The organism is Sphingomonas sp. (assembly GCF_031372575.1).
In the GTDB taxonomy this organism is placed as follows: Bacteria; Pseudomonadota; Alphaproteobacteria; order Sphingomonadales; family Sphingomonadaceae; genus Sphingomicrobium.
In genome coordinates, this window is the sequence record NZ_JANMLM010000096.1 from 1 (window position 1) to 14,583 (window position 14,583).

Below are 14,583 nucleotides of genomic sequence, written 5' to 3' on the forward strand. Positions count from 1 at the left end.
CGGCTACGCCTATGACCATGATAGCGAGGATGGCTTTTCGGGTGCCAATTACTGGCCCGACGGGATGAGCCCACAGGATTATTACCAGCCCGTCGACCGCGGGTTCGAGGTCAAGCTGCGCGAGCGGCTTGCGTTCTGGGATGAAAAGCGGCGAGAGAAGCGACCAGACGACTGATCGAGGAGATGGCGATGTACCAGAACACCCAGCCGGCAGCTTATTGGCGCGAACAATTGATGTCTTGGGGACCCAAGGTGTTGCTCGCGATCGTCATCCTCGTCGCGACCCACTTCATCGCCAAGGCGGTGCAATGGGCGATCGCCAAACTGGTCGACAAGATGCCGATCCTCAAGCGCGATCCCGGTGTCGGCGGCGATAGTGTCGGCAAGGAATTGGGGCGGCTGGCCTATTGGCTGGTGTGGCTGGTCGGGCTGATCGCGGCGTTGCAACCGCTGGGCTTGAGCGAAGTGATGACCCCCCTGACGCGCATGACCAATGAGATATTTGCCTATATCCCGCGGATGGTCGGCGCTGGCATCCTGTTCTTTGCCGGGGTGGTGCTGGCACGGATTGTCCGGCACGTGATCGAAGCCGCGTTCGGCGCGATCAATATAGAGCGGCTGCTCGGGCGAGTCGGGATGAGCATTTCCGAGCCGCCGCTAGCGGTCGATCAAGAAGGCACCGTAGCGCCCGGCGTTTCCGAGGACAGAAGCTCGATTGCCAAGGCGTTGGGCATGACCGCGTCAGCCGTAATCATCATCTTCGCCGCCATCGCCGCCCTTAATATCCTGCAGATTTCGGCCATCGCCGATCCCGCCACGGCAATGCTGACCACCATCGCCAATGCCATCCCCAACATTCTTGCGGCGCTGGCAATCCTCGCCTTCACGTTCATCATCGGACGATATTTCAAGTCGCTGATCGAAGCCGTCCTGCCGAGCTTTGGGTTCGATCGGTCGGTTCATGCACTGAACATCATGCCAGCCTCGACCTCGCCTTCCAGGGTGGTGGGCAGCATTGCCATGACGGCGCTGCTGATCATTGGGGTGATGGAAGCGGCCCGCAAGATCGGCGGTGATTCGACCGCGGCATTGCTGTTCCAGATCACCGAGCTTGGCGGGAAAGTGATCTTCGGCACGGTGATCATCGTCGTCGGCCTGTTCCTGGCGCGGATCCTGGCCGGACTGGTCGGCAGTTCGACCGGCGAAGCGGGCTACGCCCAGACGATCGTCAAATATGCCATCGTCGCTCTGTTCACCGCGATCGGACTGACCTTCATGGGGCTGGCCAATGAGATTGTGATGATCGCGTTCGGGCTGATCCTCGGCTCGGCTGCGGTCGCGACGGCCATCGCCTTCGGGCTCGGCGGACGCGATTTTGCCGCGCGGACGCTCGAGCAATGGCAGGATAGCAACGCCCCACCCGCACCCCGCATCCCGCCGCGCCTCAAGCAACCGGTGGCGACCGAGGACGACGGCCAGCCGCCGTTGGTGTGAGGCACTTCACCCGCACCATCGCGATCGACTGGTCGGGGGCGAAGGGCAGCCGCCACAAGGGGATTGCGATCGCCGAGGCGCGCCCTGGATTGCCGCCACGGCTGGTCCGGCCTGAGCATGTCTGGTCGCGCGCCGAGGTGGCACATTGGCTTGCGTCTGAAGCGGCGAAGGAGCCGACGCTGTTCGGCTTCGATTTCAGCTTCGCCCCACCGCTGATCGAGCGCGGGTCGTATCTGCCGGGCGAGGGCGTGCCAACCAATGCCCGCGACTTTTGGGCCTATGTCGATGGGGTCGCGGATGACGTGGACTTTGGCGCGGCCAGCTTCCTCGAAGTCGCGCACCGCAAGCATTTCTACTTCGGGATCGCCGACGGGGTGAAGGCCGACTTCGTCTTCTTCCGCCAGTGCGACCAACGATTGAATGCGCTCGGCGGACGGAAGACTGCCAGCGCCTATGACGCAATCGGCGCGGCACAGGTGGCCAAGGCGAGCTTCTCGGGAATGCGGTTGCTGCACGCCTTGGACGGAACGGTGGCGATCTGGCCGATGGACGACCTGCGCGAGGGCCACAGCGCGGTGGTCGAGATTTACACGCGGATCTACATCTTGAACGCAGGACTGTCGGGCAAGAAAATCCGCACGACCGCCGAGCTCAACGTGGCGCTCGCTTCATTGGGGTCGCACCCCGTAAAGCTGCGCAAAACGCCGACCGATCATCAGACAGATGCACTGGTCACCGCAGCCGGGATGCTGGCCCATCTCGCGCATCCAAACGCCTTCGATCCACCGGGACTAACACCTGAAATCGCTCGGGCCGAAGGCTGGACCTTCGGGATCGTCTAGTCGGCCAGCAGCGCGAGCAACGCGAAGCTCGCCAGCCAATGTTCGCCCATATAATCCCCCGCAATGTGCGGCATGGCGCTGTCGAGATGGTCGTCGGCGGCGGATAGCGCGATGGCTTGCGCGGCGGGCGGAAGCACAGGCGCGATGCCGCGCCAGCACCACGCGCGGCTGAGGTTCAACCCGTCGAGATGCGCGATCTTGCCGTCGCTGCGGTCGCTGACCGTGGCGGGGATGAACAGGGTCGCAGGGTCGCGGGTCGCAATGCGCGGGAGGAAGGCGGCGAACCAATCGGCGAAGGCGGTGTCGCCGAGGCAGCGGCGCATCAGCAGCGCCTCGGTCAGCGCCGTGGAGAGGAATTCATCGCCGCCGGGCTCCCACGCCTGGCAATCGCGGTCGCCAGCGAATTTTTCCGACGCCCAGGCGCGGATGGTTGTGGCCAGTCCGGGGTCGAACGTTTCTGTCCACTCCAACGCGAGGATCAGCGCAAAGCTGGTGTTGGCGTGGGTGCCGGTGCGGATCGGATAAGTCAGCTTGGCGAGATACGGCGCAAACCGCGACGCAAAGCCGTGCGCGAGCGGGGCGAGCGATTCGGCGAGCATCGGGTGGCGGCTCGCCTCGAGATGCAAGGCGAGCAGCCAGCCCCAGCCATAGGGTCGCTCGAACCCCGCCGACAGCGGTCGGTCGAGATAGGCCAGTTCGTCAGCCACCTTGTCCGGCGTGAAGCTCGCGCTCGCCAGTTCGTCGATCCTCGTCGCCTCGGCCATATCCGGAAACATCCGCCGCAGCGTCAGCAGCGTCCACCAGCCATGAACGCAGCTGTGCCAGTCGAAACTGCCGAAGAACATCGGGTGGAGACCGCGCGGGGTGCGTGCATCACCATCCCCGCCCAGCACATGGTCGAGCTTGTGCGGATATTCGCGGGCGACATGCCCGAGCGCGATCGCCGCCATCCGCGACGCCAACGCCTGATCGAGCCTCACCGGAACGCCACCAGCGCGATGAGTGCTGTGTTGAACACCAAGAGCGGCAGCGCGGTCATGACCTGCGCGCGAATCACGCCATATTGATCCTTCAGTTCGAGCAACGCGGCGGGCACCAGGTTGAAGTTGGCCGCCATCGGGGTCATCAACGTGCCGCAGAACCCGGCTAGCATCCCGACCGCACCGATCACCGCCGGATTGCCGTCATGCTGGACGATCAGCAGCGGCACCCCGATCGCCGCCGCCATCACCGGGAAGGCGGCGAAGGCATTGCCCATGATCATCGTGAACAACGCCATGCCGCCGGTGAAGATGATGATGGTCACGAGCAGATTGCCCTCCGGAATGACCATCCCGGCGAGCGAGCCGATCGCATCGCCGATCCCCGCCGCGGCGAACAATACGCCGAGCGCGGCAAGCATTTGCGGGAGGACCGCTGCCCAGCCGATCGAATCGATCAGCCGCCGCCCTTCCTGCAATGGCGCCAGCGCGGGCGGACGCAGCCACGCGTAAATCACCGCCAGCGCGATCAGCACACCTAACGCTAGGAACACATAGGTCTCGCGCTTCGGTTCGATCCATCCGGCGCGGCCGATTGGGGTATAATTATAGACCAGGGTGCCGACCAAGGCGGTGACCGGGATGATCAGGGCGGGGAGGAACAAGCGGTTGCCATGAAGCGCCGAAAACGCCTCTCGCGCCGGCTCGCTGGTGGTCGGCGGGTGGCTCTTGCCGAGGAAATTGAACCCAGCCAGTCCGGCCAGGCCGAGCACGAGCAGGCCATTGCCGAAATCGCCGATCCGGTCGCCGGCGAGCAGGCTCACCGCCATCAGCCCCCAGAAGGCGGCATTGCCAAAGCGCTTGGGGTGGTGGCGATCGGTGACGCTGAGGATCGCGAACGCCGCGAACATCAGCCCGGCGAGAATATACAGCCAGTGGAGGGTGATCATTTGGCCGCCCTCCGCAAGCTGCGCTCGAACAGCCACAGCCTGAACCCGTGAATCAAAAACGCCCCAATCGCGCTCGGGATCGCCCACAAGGCCAGCTGGAGCGGCTCGAGATTGTAGCCATAGGTGGCGAGCGTTTGCTGGATGAGCACGATCGAGCCGATGGCGATGAATACGTCCTCGCCGAAAAACAGCCCGACATTATCGGTCGCCGCAGCCATTGCCTTGACCTTGTCGCCTTCCGCTTCGGTCAGGGCGCCGTGGCTCTTCTCCGCCGCCGCCAGCGCCATCGGCGCGACCAAGGGTCGCACCGTCTGCGGGTGCCCAGCGGTCGAATGGAGGCCAATGGCGGAGATGATCTGGCGATAGCCGAGGTAGAGGATCAGCAGCCGCCCGACGGTCGCCCCCTTCATCGAGCGAATGAGGTGCGCCGCGCGTTGCTGCAGCCCGAACCGCTCGAGACTGCCGATCACTGGCAGCACGATCCACACGATGGCGATGATCCGATTGTCGTTGAACGCCTTGCCGAAGGTCGAGACCACCTCGACCGGCCCCAGCCCCGCGATCAGACCGGTGACGAGCGCCGAGGCGGTCACGACCAGCATCGGGTTGAGCCTGAGCGCGAAGCCGATCACGACCAACAATATCCCGATCAATGGCCAGTAATTGATCATGCCTCCTCCTCCCCGAACCCGCCGCCACCCGGCGTCTTAATTACGAACCGATCACCAACCCGCATCTCAGCCGACGCAGTAGCGCTTAGCATTTCGATGCTTCCACCAACCCGCTCGACCCAATTGCGCCCGGCTTTCGCGTCCCCACCTCCTGCGATCCCGCGCGGCGCGACTGCGCGGCGGTTGGCGAGGATGTTGGCGCGCATCGGTTCGAGAAACGTGATTTCGCGCACCACCCCGTCGCCGCCATGATGCGCACCCTTACCCCCCGATCCGCGCCGGATTGCGAACCGATCGAGCCGCACTGGCAGCCGCGTCTCCAAAATCTCGGGGTCGGTCAGCCGGCTGTTGGTCATATGGGTCTGCACCGCGTCGGTTCCGTCATGGTCGGGGCCAGCGCCCGATCCGCCGGCGATCGTCTCATAATATTGGTGGGCCGCATTGCCGAAGGTGAAATTGTTCATCGTCCCCTGGCTTGGCGCCAAGCGGCCAGTGGCGGCGAACAAGGCGTCGGTCACCACCTGGCTGGTCTCGACATTGCCCGCGACCACCGCGGCGGGAAAGGCCGGCCAAAGCATCGAACCGTCGGGAACGATGAGTGTGATGGGCTTGAGGCAGCCGTCGTTCATCGGAATGACGTCGTCGATCAGCGTGCGGACCACATACAGCGCAGCGGCGCGAACGATCGATCGCGGGGCGTTGAAATTGTCTGCAAGCTGGGGACTTGTACCGGCAAAGTCGAACGTCGCAGCACGCGCCGCCTTGTCGATACGGACGGCGACGCGAACTTCGGCGCCATTGTCCATCGCATAGGTAAATTCGCCATTGTCCAGTCGGCCGAGCAATCGCCGCACCGATTCCTCGGCATTGGCGAGCACATAATCCATGTAGGCTGCAACCACATCCGCGCCCTGCTCGCGCGCGGTCTGGACCAGACTCTCGGCCCCGCGCACACAAGCGGCGAGCTGGGCGCGCAGGTCGGAGATATTGCGGTCGGGGTTGCGCGCGGCGTGGTCGCCGGTGGCCAAGATCGCGCGCATTTCGGGCTCGAGGAAGCGGCCTTCGTCGACCATCAATGCATTGTCGATCAGCACGCCTTCGTCGGCGATGGAGCGGCTGTCGGGCGGCATCGACCCGGGCGCGATCCCGCCGACATCGGCATGATGCCCGCGCGCCGCGACGAAGGCCGATGGGGCGGCCGCGCCGTCGTAGAATACCGGGAGGATAACCGTGATGTCGGGCAGATGCGTGCCGCCGCGATAGGGGTCGTTGAGCACATAGGCGTCGCCGCGCCGGATCCCGCGCCCGTCCCTGCCTTCACCCCGGGTCTCGATGATCACGCGGATGCTCTCGCCCATCGATCCGAGATGCACCGGGATGTGCGGCGCATTGGCAATGAGCGCGCCCGAGGCGTCGAACAGGGCGCAGGAGAAATCGAGCCGCTCCTTGATGTTGACGCTGGTCGCCGTCGCCTGCAGCGCGACCCCCATTTCCTCGGCGATTGCCATGAACAGGTTGTTGAAGATTTCCAGACGCACAGGGTCGGCGTGGGTGCCGGGCGCGTGGGCGCGGATCGCGGGGGTGGAACGGGTGAGGATGAGGGTGCCGTCCGACGCGCGGCGGCCGGACCAGCCGGGGGCGATGTAGATGGTCGAGGTGTCGTCGAAGATGAGCGCGGGGCTGCTTATTTCCTCCCCAAGATTTCCCGGGGAGGTAGCAGCGCAGCTGGCTGAGGGGTTCTCAGACCCCGCCACCGCTTCCACCACCAGCGCCTCGACCACCGGCACCGCGTCAGGCTCGGCATACCCAAACCGCCGACGATGCTCCCGATGAAACGCCGCTGCCATGTCAGGGCCGACATCAAGCTCGATCGTCGAATCGCTCCCCGGCAGGCGTAGCCTCGCGCGGTATTCCGTGTGGATCGCGTCGCGCTCGATCCGCTGTTCAAGCAAATCGTTGACCACCGCCGCCTCAAGCCCCGCCAGCGCCCCGCCAAAATCCACATCGAGCGGCTTAATCCAGCTCGCCTCGCGGATCGCCTTCACATCCGCCAAGCCGATCCCGTGCGCCGACAGCACGCCCGCGAGCGGATGCACCAGCACCCGAGTCATCCCCAGCGCGTCGGCCACCGCGCAGGCATGCTGCCCGCCCGCGCCGCCGAAGCACGCCATCGTGTAAAGCGTCACATCATGCCCGCGCGCGATCGAGATCTTGCGGATCGCGGCGGCCATATTGTCGACCGCGATCGCTATGAAGCCCTCGGCGATCTGCTCGATCATTCGGCCATCGCCAAGTGCGTCGGCGATATCGGCGAGGCGGGCACGCGATGCCTCGATGTCGATCGGCTGGTCGCTTGTCGCACCGAACACGCTCGGGAAATGCGCCGGATCGATCCGCCCGAGCACGAGGTTGCAATCGGTCACCGTCAACGGCCCGCCAGCGCGGTAACAGGCCGGTCCCGGCTGCGCGCCAGCCGACTCCGGCCCGACTCGAAACCGCATTCCGTCGAACCGGCAGATCGACCCGCCCCCCGCCGCCACGGTATGCAATTGCATCATCGGCGCGCGCACGCGGACTCCGGCGACAACACTTTCGTCGGCCAGTTCGAACCGCCCGGCATAATGCGACACGTCGGTCGAGGTGCCGCCCATGTCGAACCCGATCAGCCGCAGCGGCTCACCCTCGGCGAAATGCGGCTTGGCCGCCGCGACCATCCCGACCACCCCGCCCGCGGGGCCCGACAGCAACGCATCCTTGCCGCGAAACGCCGCCGCGTCGGTCAGCCCGCCATTCGATTGCATGAATTGCAACGGCGCCCCCGCCAGTCCGGTCGCGACGCGGTCAACATAGCGGCGCAGGATCGGCGACAGATAGGCATCGACCACGGTCGTATCGCCGCGCGGCACCAGCCTGATCAACGCTGCGACTTCATGGCTGACCGAGACTTGGGCGAAACCGAGCTCGCGGGCGATCGCGGCGAGGCGGGCTTCGTGGTCGGGGTAACGCCAGCCATGCATGAGCAGGATGGCGATCGATTCGAACCCGTCGCGGCGAAGCTGCCTGAATGCGGTGCGAGCGGCGTGTTCATCGAGTGGCCGGACGATCGCCCCGTCCGCGCCAAGCCGCTCGTCAATCTCGACCACCGCCTCGTACAGCATTGACGGCAGCACGATGTGGCGCGCAAAAATGTCCGGCCGCGCCTGGGTGCCGATCCGCAGCGCATCGCCGAACCCCCGCGTAATTGCCAGCGCGACTCGCTCGCCCTTGCGCTCGAGCAAGGCATTGGTCGCCACCGTCGTCCCCATCCGCACCGCGCCGAGTACGCCGCCTTCTTCAGTCAGGATGCGGGCCATCCCCTCCAGCGGGGCGTCGGCGTAGGCGCGGTCATTCTCCGACAGCAGTTTCATCACCCGCTGGCGGCCGTCGGCGCAGCGCGCGACAATGTCGGTGAACGTCCCGCCGCGATCGATCGCAAAGTCCCCGTGCTGTTCCACGCCGACTATCAAGCAGGATATGGAGGGCGCCTCAATCGCTTCTCGCTGGACGCGGCACCTCCGGCGAAGCTAAAGCGCGACCCGCGCCGGATTAGCTCAGATGGTAGAGCAGCGGTTTTGTAAACCGAAGGTCGCGGGTTCGATTCCTGCATCCGGCACCATGATCGCGCGCAGATAGTCCGGGGGACTATCGAGCACGATGATCCGAGCGAAGCGAGGTCGAGCGCCCGAACCGCCCACTTATCCACAGCTTTATGCACCAAATCGCCCCCGCATTTCGCCACGGCACCCCATTTTACCCCTAGCGAATCGGTTTGGATGCTGCTCTAACAATCAGGTGGTTGCGGTCTTCGGATCGAAGTACGGCGGTACTAGGACCAAAGTGTGGAGGCCTGCAGAGCCAAACCATGGAGCCCCGGATACTTCGGTATCCTGGGCTTACCCATTTCTGGCCCCCCCGGCGTTCGCTGGCGGGGCCTTTTTGTCGTCTGTGAACGACGGTCGCAACGGCGCGGCTAAGGTCGGAGCAAAGACCGCCCTTCAGCTGCTCGAAACTGTTTCAGTTTTTTTTGCACATCGCGCGGAACCATCGGCGGGGTGCGCCGTTATGGTTTCGTGGTTCAACTCTTCGGAGGCGAATCATGGAGCCCCGGAAACTTCGGTTTCCGGGGCTTACTTGTATCTAGAGCTCCGCAGGCAGCACGTTCCCGAGCTCAATCCGCCGCGATCGATCGGTCAGCGGATATTTATTCCCGTTCGCGCAATTGAACAGCATGACCTGCTCCTCGGGCTTGACCAATCCGCGCTCGAGCGCCAGCCGCCACCCCGCCAGCACCGCGCCGCCCTCAGGACAGAGCAGCATTCCGTCCGCTTCCGCCGCGTCGCGCACGCCTGCGGCAATCGCTTCCTCGCTCACCGCCAGCGCCGCCCCGCCGCTGTCGCGCACCGCGCGCAAAATCAGGAAATCGCCGACCGCCTTTGGCACGCGGATCCCGGTCGCGATCGTCGCCGCGCCCTCCCACCGCTCCGCATATTCCTCGCCCGCCTCGAACGCGCGGACCATTGGCGCGCAGCCCTCGGCCTGGATGGCGAACATCCGCGGCCGCTCGGGACCGATCATCCCGATCGCTTCCAACTCGTCGAACGCCTTCCACATCCCGATCAGCCCGGTGCCCCCGCCGGTCGGGTAGAAGATCGCGTCGGGCAATTTCCACCCGAGCTGTTCGGCCAGTTCGAGCCCCATGACCTTCTTGCCCTCGATCCGGTATGGCTCCTTGAGCGTCGAAAAGTCGAACCAGCGCCCCTCCGCCGCGCCCTTCCCCACTAACGCGCCGCATTCGTCGATCTGCCCGTCGGCGATATAGACTTTGGCGCCATAAGCCGCAGTCTCGTCGATGTTGATCTGCGGCGTTTCGGCGGGGCAGATAACGATCGTCTCGATCCCCGCGCGGGCGCCATAAGCCGCGAGCGCGGCGCCGGCATTGCCGTTGGTCGGCATCGCGATCCGCTTCACGCCGAAATGCCGGGCCATGCTGACCGCCATCGCCAGCCCGCGCGCCTTGAAAGATCCGGTCGGGAGCCGCCCCTCATCCTTGACCAGCGGCGCTCGCGTGCCCTGCATCCGCGCGATGCCATCGAGTGCGATCAACGGCGTTTCAGGCTCGCCCAGGCTGACCGGATCCTTGCCCTCGGGAAGCGGCAGCAATTCGCGCCATTTCCACATCCCCGCCGGCCGCGCGGCAATCACTTCGCGGTTGAGCACCTTGGCCACCGCCGCCAGATCGTAGCGCGCCAGCAACGGCTTTCCCGCCTTGGACAAATTGTGCAACTGGTCGGCGGCGTAACGCTCGCCGGTGAGCGAGCATTCGAGATGGGTCATGAACATCAGTGATGCCCGCAATCGTCGCCGTGGCAATCGTCGGTGGCAGCCGCGGGTGCCGATAGCTCGACCTGGATGGTCGAATGGTCGATCCCGAACATCTGGTGGACGTAGGCATTGGCCTGCCGAAGGATCAGGTCGCGGTCGCAAGCCGCGTCGACCTGCAGGTGAACCGTCAGCGCGGTTTCGGTGGTCGATAGCGACCAGATGTGGAGATGATGCGTCCCCACCACGCCGGGCAATTTCTCCAGCGCGCGCGCGACCTGGTCGGTCTCGATCGACTTGGGCGTTCCGGCGAGCGTCATCGAGGTCGATTCGGCGAGCAACCCCCACGTCCCCCACAGGATCACTCCGGCGACGATCAGGCTGATTACCGGGTCGATCCACGGCAGGCCGGTGCGCAGCATCAGGAAACCCGCGATCACCACCGCCGCCGACACCAACGCATCACTCAGCATGTGGAGGAAGGCGCCGCGGATATTGATGTCGCCGTGCCGCCCGCGCGCGAACAGCCACGCGGTGATGCCGTTGACGATAATCCCCACCGCCGCGACCGCCATCACCGTCGTTCCGTTCGACGGCTCGGGTTCGATCAGTCGCCGGATCGCCTCGGCGATGATCGCGCCAACCGCAACCAATAGCAGCAGGGCGTTGATCAAAGCGGCAAGGATCGAGCTTTTCTTGAGCCCGTAGGTGAAGCGCGGGCTCGGTCGCCGCTTGACCAGCAGCGCCCCGCCATACGCCACCACCAACCCGAGCACGTCGGACAGATTGTGCCCGGCGTCGGCCAGCAGCGCCATCGAATTGGCGGCAAAGCCATAGATCGTCTCGACCACGACGAAGCCGAGGTTGAGCAATATGCCAATGATGAAGGCCGAACCGAAACTGACGCCGGTCCCGTGATCATGTCCGGCGTGATGGTGACCCGCGCTCATTACCTTCGGATAGCAAGCGGCGGTCGGGCGTCAAGCGATTGGCCGCGAAACGCAAAAGCGGCCCGGACTTTGGGGTTCCGGGCCGCCTGGGCTGCAGCATGTCGGGGACAGCATGCTGCGGGGGGGGTCGTTGGCGATGGGCTAGAGGTCGATCCCGTCGGCAATTGCTTCGAGTTTGCGGACGCGTTCCTTGAGGTCGGCGATCTCGATCCGCCCGCCCGACGGGGGCAGCATGACGTCGCCTCGTCCGCTGACCAACTCCATCCGCTTGAGGTCGAGCCAGCCCTGCCAGCCCCTGAGCGACGCGAAGGCCGCGATCCCGATGGCCAGCATGATGCTCGCCGCGATCAATCCGGTGGACAGTGGGTCAGCCATCGCTCTTCTCCCGCAATGCTTCAATCTCGCGCGCCAGGTCATGGTCTTTCTGCGCGGCGATATGGTGGTCGATCGCCATCATCCGGCGGTCGGTCTCATCCAGCTCGGTGCGCATCGCATGGACCGAGGGGCGAACCGTGCCGACCTCGCCCATCCGCTCATAGTCGGACTTGCGGTCACCGAATTTATTCGCCCGGTGCTTCTGCGTGTAGAGGTAAATGCCGCTGCCGATGTAGGCGATGATTGCCAGTTTGAAGCTGATCATCAGCGCGATCGCGACGAAGGCGATGCGGACGAAGGTCGGGTCGATGTTGAACACATCGCCCAGGGTTGAGCAGACGCCCGCAACTTTCTTGTCGCGGCGGTCGAGTGAATAGCGTGATGACATGTCCCCGTTTCTTTCCTTACTTGGTCGCGCCGAGCGCGGCTTTCATGGCGTCCAGCTCGGCGTCGACCTGGTCGGCGGCGCGAAGCTCGGCAATCTCTTCCTCGAGGCTCTTCGGCCCGGTCATCCCCAGCGCGTCGGCATAGCCTTCGGCAAGGTCGGCGCGGCGTTCGAGCAATTCGAACTTGGCAAAGGCATCCTGCGTCCGGCTGCCGTTGAGCAATTCACTCGACCGGGCGCGGCTGACCGCGCTTTCGATCCGGTTGGCAATCGCATTCTGCCGTGCCCGCGCTTCGGCCAGCTTGGCCTGGAGCCGGGCGATATCGGCTTCGTAGCCGCGCAGCACCGCTTCAATCTGGGCGGTCTCCTCACGCAGCCCCGCCGCCATCTCGGCCGCTTGCTGCTTTTCGCCGAGCGCTGCGCGGGCCAGATCCTCGCGGCCCTTCTCGAGCGCCAGCTGGGCCTTGTCGGTCCAGCTCAGCTGGATATCGTCGAGCCGGCCGATGGCGCGCCGCATTTCCTTCATGTCGGCGATCGACCGGGCGGCGGTCGCCCGCACTTCGACCAACGTCTCTTCCATTTCGACGATGATCATCCGGATCATCCGCGCCGGATCTTCCGACCGGTCGAGCAATTCGGTGACATTCGCGGCAATGATGTCGCGGGTCCGGGTAAAGATCGGGCCGGACAACAGGCCGGCGAGCGGCGCGAAGCGGACCGTTTCGGTCACTGCTGCGGGCTGGTCCGCCGGGCCTGCCATCCGCGCGGTGCGGGTCGGCACCGTGGCCACGATCGGTTCAAGGTTATGCACTGATGGTCACCGACGGAATGGCGACGTGGGTCGCCGGGGCGACGGCCGCGCCGACCGCTACCGTGCTCATCAGGACTGCTGCGAAGGCAGCAACCAGATTGCGCTGAAGGTTCGACTTAAACATTGTCATTCTCCCTTTTTGGACCGCCATCCAATGTTCGGCGATCCATGCAGCCTACTATTCAAGAGGCGTGCCAATCCCAAAATTCCGCCAATTATGATGCAGCGCGGGCAGAAAAGCTGTGCAGTTGGCGGAATTTCCCACCACCAGTTGGGAAAGCTGACCATTTGTTCATGTTGGGAACGAAGCGTGGCGTCGGACGCTTTGACCCAAGGTAATTTCAGGAAGGATATGGACATGCTTGGCAAAATCGCAGGCGCAATCATCGGCAATCGGATCGCGGGCCGCCAGTCGGGCGCCAAGGGCGCGTTGATCGGTGTCGGCGTAGCCGCACTGGCACGGCGCGGGCTCGGCCCGCTCGGGTTGGCACTTGGCGCGGGCTGGGCAGCGAAGAAGATGCTTGACCGGCGCAAGGCAAAGCGCGGACCGGGCTTCCCGGGCGACGTTCGCCCCGGCGTATAAGCTTACTCGGCGGCGGGCTTGTCGTCCGCCGCCGCAATATCCTCAAAGTACGGCTCGACCGTCCCCTTGAGCTTTATCGTCATCGGATTGCCGAAGCGATCGCGGCTGCGCCCGGCGGCAACGCGGATCCAGCCTTCGGACACGCTATATTCCTCGACATTGGTCTTCTCATTGCCGTTGAACCGGATCCCGATCCCGCGTTCGAGGGTCGCCTGGTCGAAATGCGCGCTGCGCGGATCGAGACTGAGGTGATCGGGCGGCGTGTCGGCTTTGGCGGTTTTGCTGGTCATGAGCCGCGCCCTACCCCCGCGCCGCGTCGTTCGTCAAACGCATCACCATTGCCGGTCCGCTCGCGCCGCATTAAGCGCGGTCGGCAATGACCAAGACTCCCAATGACCGCGCCAATCGACCGGCGCTTACCCTGCATGTCCCCGAGCCGAAATATCGGCCCGGGGACACGCCCGATTTCTCGTCGATCGCGGTTCCCGCCGCCGGCTCCGCGCCGCGCCCCGATGTCGCGGCCAAGGCGGAGGAGACATTTCCGCTCTGCACCCATCTTGTCCGCGTACTCGATGATGATGGCCGCGCGGTGGGCCCGTGGGATCCAAAGCTCGACGCCGACACCTTGCGCCAGATGCTGACCGACATGAAGACGGTGCGCGTGTTCGACGACCGGATGTATCGCGCGCAGCGGCAGGGCAAGACCAGTTTCTACATGAAGTGCACCGGGGAGGAAGCGATTGCGGTCGCCGCCGCCGCCGCGATGGACCCCGACGACATGCACTTCCCGACCTATCGCCAACAAGGTCTGCTCGTCGCGCGCGGCTATCCGCTGGTGACGATGATGTGCCAGATTTACTCCAACGCCGGCGATCCGCTCCACGGCCGCCAATTGCCGATCATGTATTCGGACAAGACGCACGGCTTCTTCTCCATCTCGGGCAATCTCGGCACGCAATATCCGCAGGCGGTCGGCTGGGCGATGGCAAGTGCGATCAAGGGCGACAGTCGCATCGCCATGGGCTGGGTCGGCGATGGCGCGACGGCGGAAGGCGACTTCCACTCGGCATTGACCTTCGCCGCAGTCTACCAGGCGCCGGTGATCCTCGCGGTAGTCAACAATCAATGGGCGATCTCGAGCTTCTCGGGCATCGCCGGGGCTGAGCAGGCGACTTTCGCCAGCC

15 protein-coding genes, 1 tRNA gene and 1 pseudogene are annotated in these 14,583 nt (G+C 64.8%); 6 read left to right on the plus strand and 11 right to left on the minus strand.

Annotated elements, in window-relative coordinates; translation table 11 throughout:
• The 3 genes and pseudogenes from RMN73_RS09690 to RMN73_RS09700 form a co-directional block, all read left to right on the plus strand.
• A pseudogene (locus RMN73_RS09690) lies at positions 1-175 on the plus strand (replication-associated recombination protein A); the annotation flags it as partial.
• A gap of 14 nt (positions 176-189) precedes the next feature.
• Positions 190-1,494 carry a mechanosensitive ion channel gene (locus RMN73_RS09695; protein WP_309603122.1) on the plus strand — a complete coding sequence of 435 codons (1,305 nt, stop codon included), beginning with the start codon at positions 190-192 and terminating at the stop codon, positions 1,492-1,494.
• Positions 1,491-2,336 (plus strand): hypothetical protein, encoded by an 846-nt coding sequence (locus RMN73_RS09700; protein ID WP_309603123.1) that lies wholly within the window; start codon positions 1,491-1,493, stop codon positions 2,334-2,336. Before RMN73_RS09695 ends, RMN73_RS09700 begins: the two co-directional genes overlap by 4 nt.
• Here the strand turns inward: RMN73_RS09700 and RMN73_RS09705 are convergent.
• Genes RMN73_RS09705 through RMN73_RS09720 form a run of 4 tightly spaced genes read right to left on the minus strand, consistent with a single transcriptional unit; the run spans position 2,333 to position 8,431 of the window.
• The gene (locus RMN73_RS09705) at positions 2,333-3,286 is read right to left on the minus strand and encodes a DUF2891 domain-containing protein (protein ID WP_309603136.1); all 954 of its coding nucleotides are present in this window, start codon (positions 3,284-3,286) and stop codon (positions 2,333-2,335) included. The genes RMN73_RS09700 and RMN73_RS09705 overlap by 4 nt on opposite strands.
• A 26-nt stretch (positions 3,287-3,312) precedes the next feature.
• Positions 3,313-4,266, minus strand: a complete 954-nt coding sequence (locus RMN73_RS09710; RefSeq protein ID WP_309603124.1) for a DUF979 domain-containing protein — start codon at positions 4,264-4,266, stop codon at positions 3,313-3,315.
• Positions 4,263-4,937, minus strand: coding sequence for a DUF969 domain-containing protein (locus RMN73_RS09715; protein ID WP_309603125.1), 675 nt, complete (start codon positions 4,935-4,937; stop codon positions 4,263-4,265). Before RMN73_RS09715 ends, RMN73_RS09710 begins: the two co-directional genes overlap by 4 nt.
• Positions 4,934-8,431, minus strand: coding sequence for a hydantoinase B/oxoprolinase family protein (locus RMN73_RS09720; RefSeq protein ID WP_309603126.1), 3,498 nt, complete (start codon positions 8,429-8,431; stop codon positions 4,934-4,936). Before RMN73_RS09720 ends, RMN73_RS09715 begins: the two co-directional genes overlap by 4 nt.
• Positions 8,432-8,516: 85 nt before the next feature.
• Here RMN73_RS09720 and RMN73_RS09725 point away from each other — a divergent pair.
• Positions 8,517-8,592, plus strand: a tRNA-Thr gene (locus tag RMN73_RS09725).
• A 521-nt stretch (positions 8,593-9,113) separates the two neighbouring features.
• On the opposite strand, the gene RMN73_RS09730 is transcribed toward RMN73_RS09725, so the two are convergent.
• The 6 genes from RMN73_RS09730 to RMN73_RS09755 all read right to left on the minus strand — a co-directional run bounded on the left by RMN73_RS09730 (position 9,114) and on the right by RMN73_RS09755 (position 12,946).
• Positions 9,114-10,316 (minus strand): threonine synthase, encoded by a 1,203-nt coding sequence (locus tag RMN73_RS09730; RefSeq protein WP_309603127.1) that lies wholly within the window; start codon positions 10,314-10,316, stop codon positions 9,114-9,116.
• The gene (locus RMN73_RS09735) at positions 10,316-11,245 is read right to left on the minus strand and encodes a cation diffusion facilitator family transporter (protein ID WP_309603128.1); all 930 of its coding nucleotides are present in this window, start codon (positions 11,243-11,245) and stop codon (positions 10,316-10,318) included. Before RMN73_RS09735 ends, RMN73_RS09730 begins: the two co-directional genes overlap by 1 nt.
• Positions 11,246-11,386: 141 nt before the next feature.
• Entirely contained in the window at positions 11,387-11,620 is a 234-nt protein-coding gene (locus RMN73_RS09740) for a hypothetical protein (RefSeq protein WP_309603129.1), read from the minus strand.
• Complete coding sequence (locus tag RMN73_RS09745; RefSeq protein WP_309603130.1) at positions 11,613-12,008, minus strand: PspC domain-containing protein; 396 nt, start codon at positions 12,006-12,008, stop codon at positions 11,613-11,615. The genes RMN73_RS09740 and RMN73_RS09745 overlap by 8 nt, the downstream gene beginning before the upstream one ends.
• 16 nt (positions 12,009-12,024) lie before the next feature.
• Positions 12,025-12,816 carry a PspA/IM30 family protein gene (locus RMN73_RS09750; protein WP_309603131.1) on the minus strand — a complete coding sequence of 264 codons (792 nt, stop codon included), beginning with the start codon at positions 12,814-12,816 and terminating at the stop codon, positions 12,025-12,027.
• Positions 12,809-12,946, minus strand: coding sequence for a hypothetical protein (locus RMN73_RS09755; RefSeq protein WP_309603132.1), 138 nt, complete (start codon positions 12,944-12,946; stop codon positions 12,809-12,811). Before RMN73_RS09755 ends, RMN73_RS09750 begins: the two co-directional genes overlap by 8 nt.
• Positions 12,947-13,174: 228 nt before the next feature.
• Between RMN73_RS09755 and RMN73_RS09760 the strand changes: the two genes are divergently transcribed.
• Entirely contained in the window at positions 13,175-13,399 is a 225-nt protein-coding gene (locus RMN73_RS09760; RefSeq protein WP_309603133.1) for a hypothetical protein, read from the plus strand.
• A 2-nt stretch (positions 13,400-13,401) separates the two neighbouring features.
• On the opposite strand, the gene RMN73_RS09765 is transcribed toward RMN73_RS09760, so the two are convergent.
• Positions 13,402-13,689 carry a DUF3297 family protein gene (locus RMN73_RS09765; RefSeq protein WP_309603134.1) on the minus strand — a complete coding sequence of 96 codons (288 nt, stop codon included), beginning with the start codon at positions 13,687-13,689 and terminating at the stop codon, positions 13,402-13,404.
• Between the two features lie 86 nt (positions 13,690-13,775).
• Here RMN73_RS09765 and RMN73_RS09770 point away from each other — a divergent pair.
• Positions 13,776-14,583: thiamine pyrophosphate-dependent enzyme (locus RMN73_RS09770; RefSeq protein WP_309603135.1), on the plus strand; the 808-nt coding region annotated here is incomplete at its 3' end.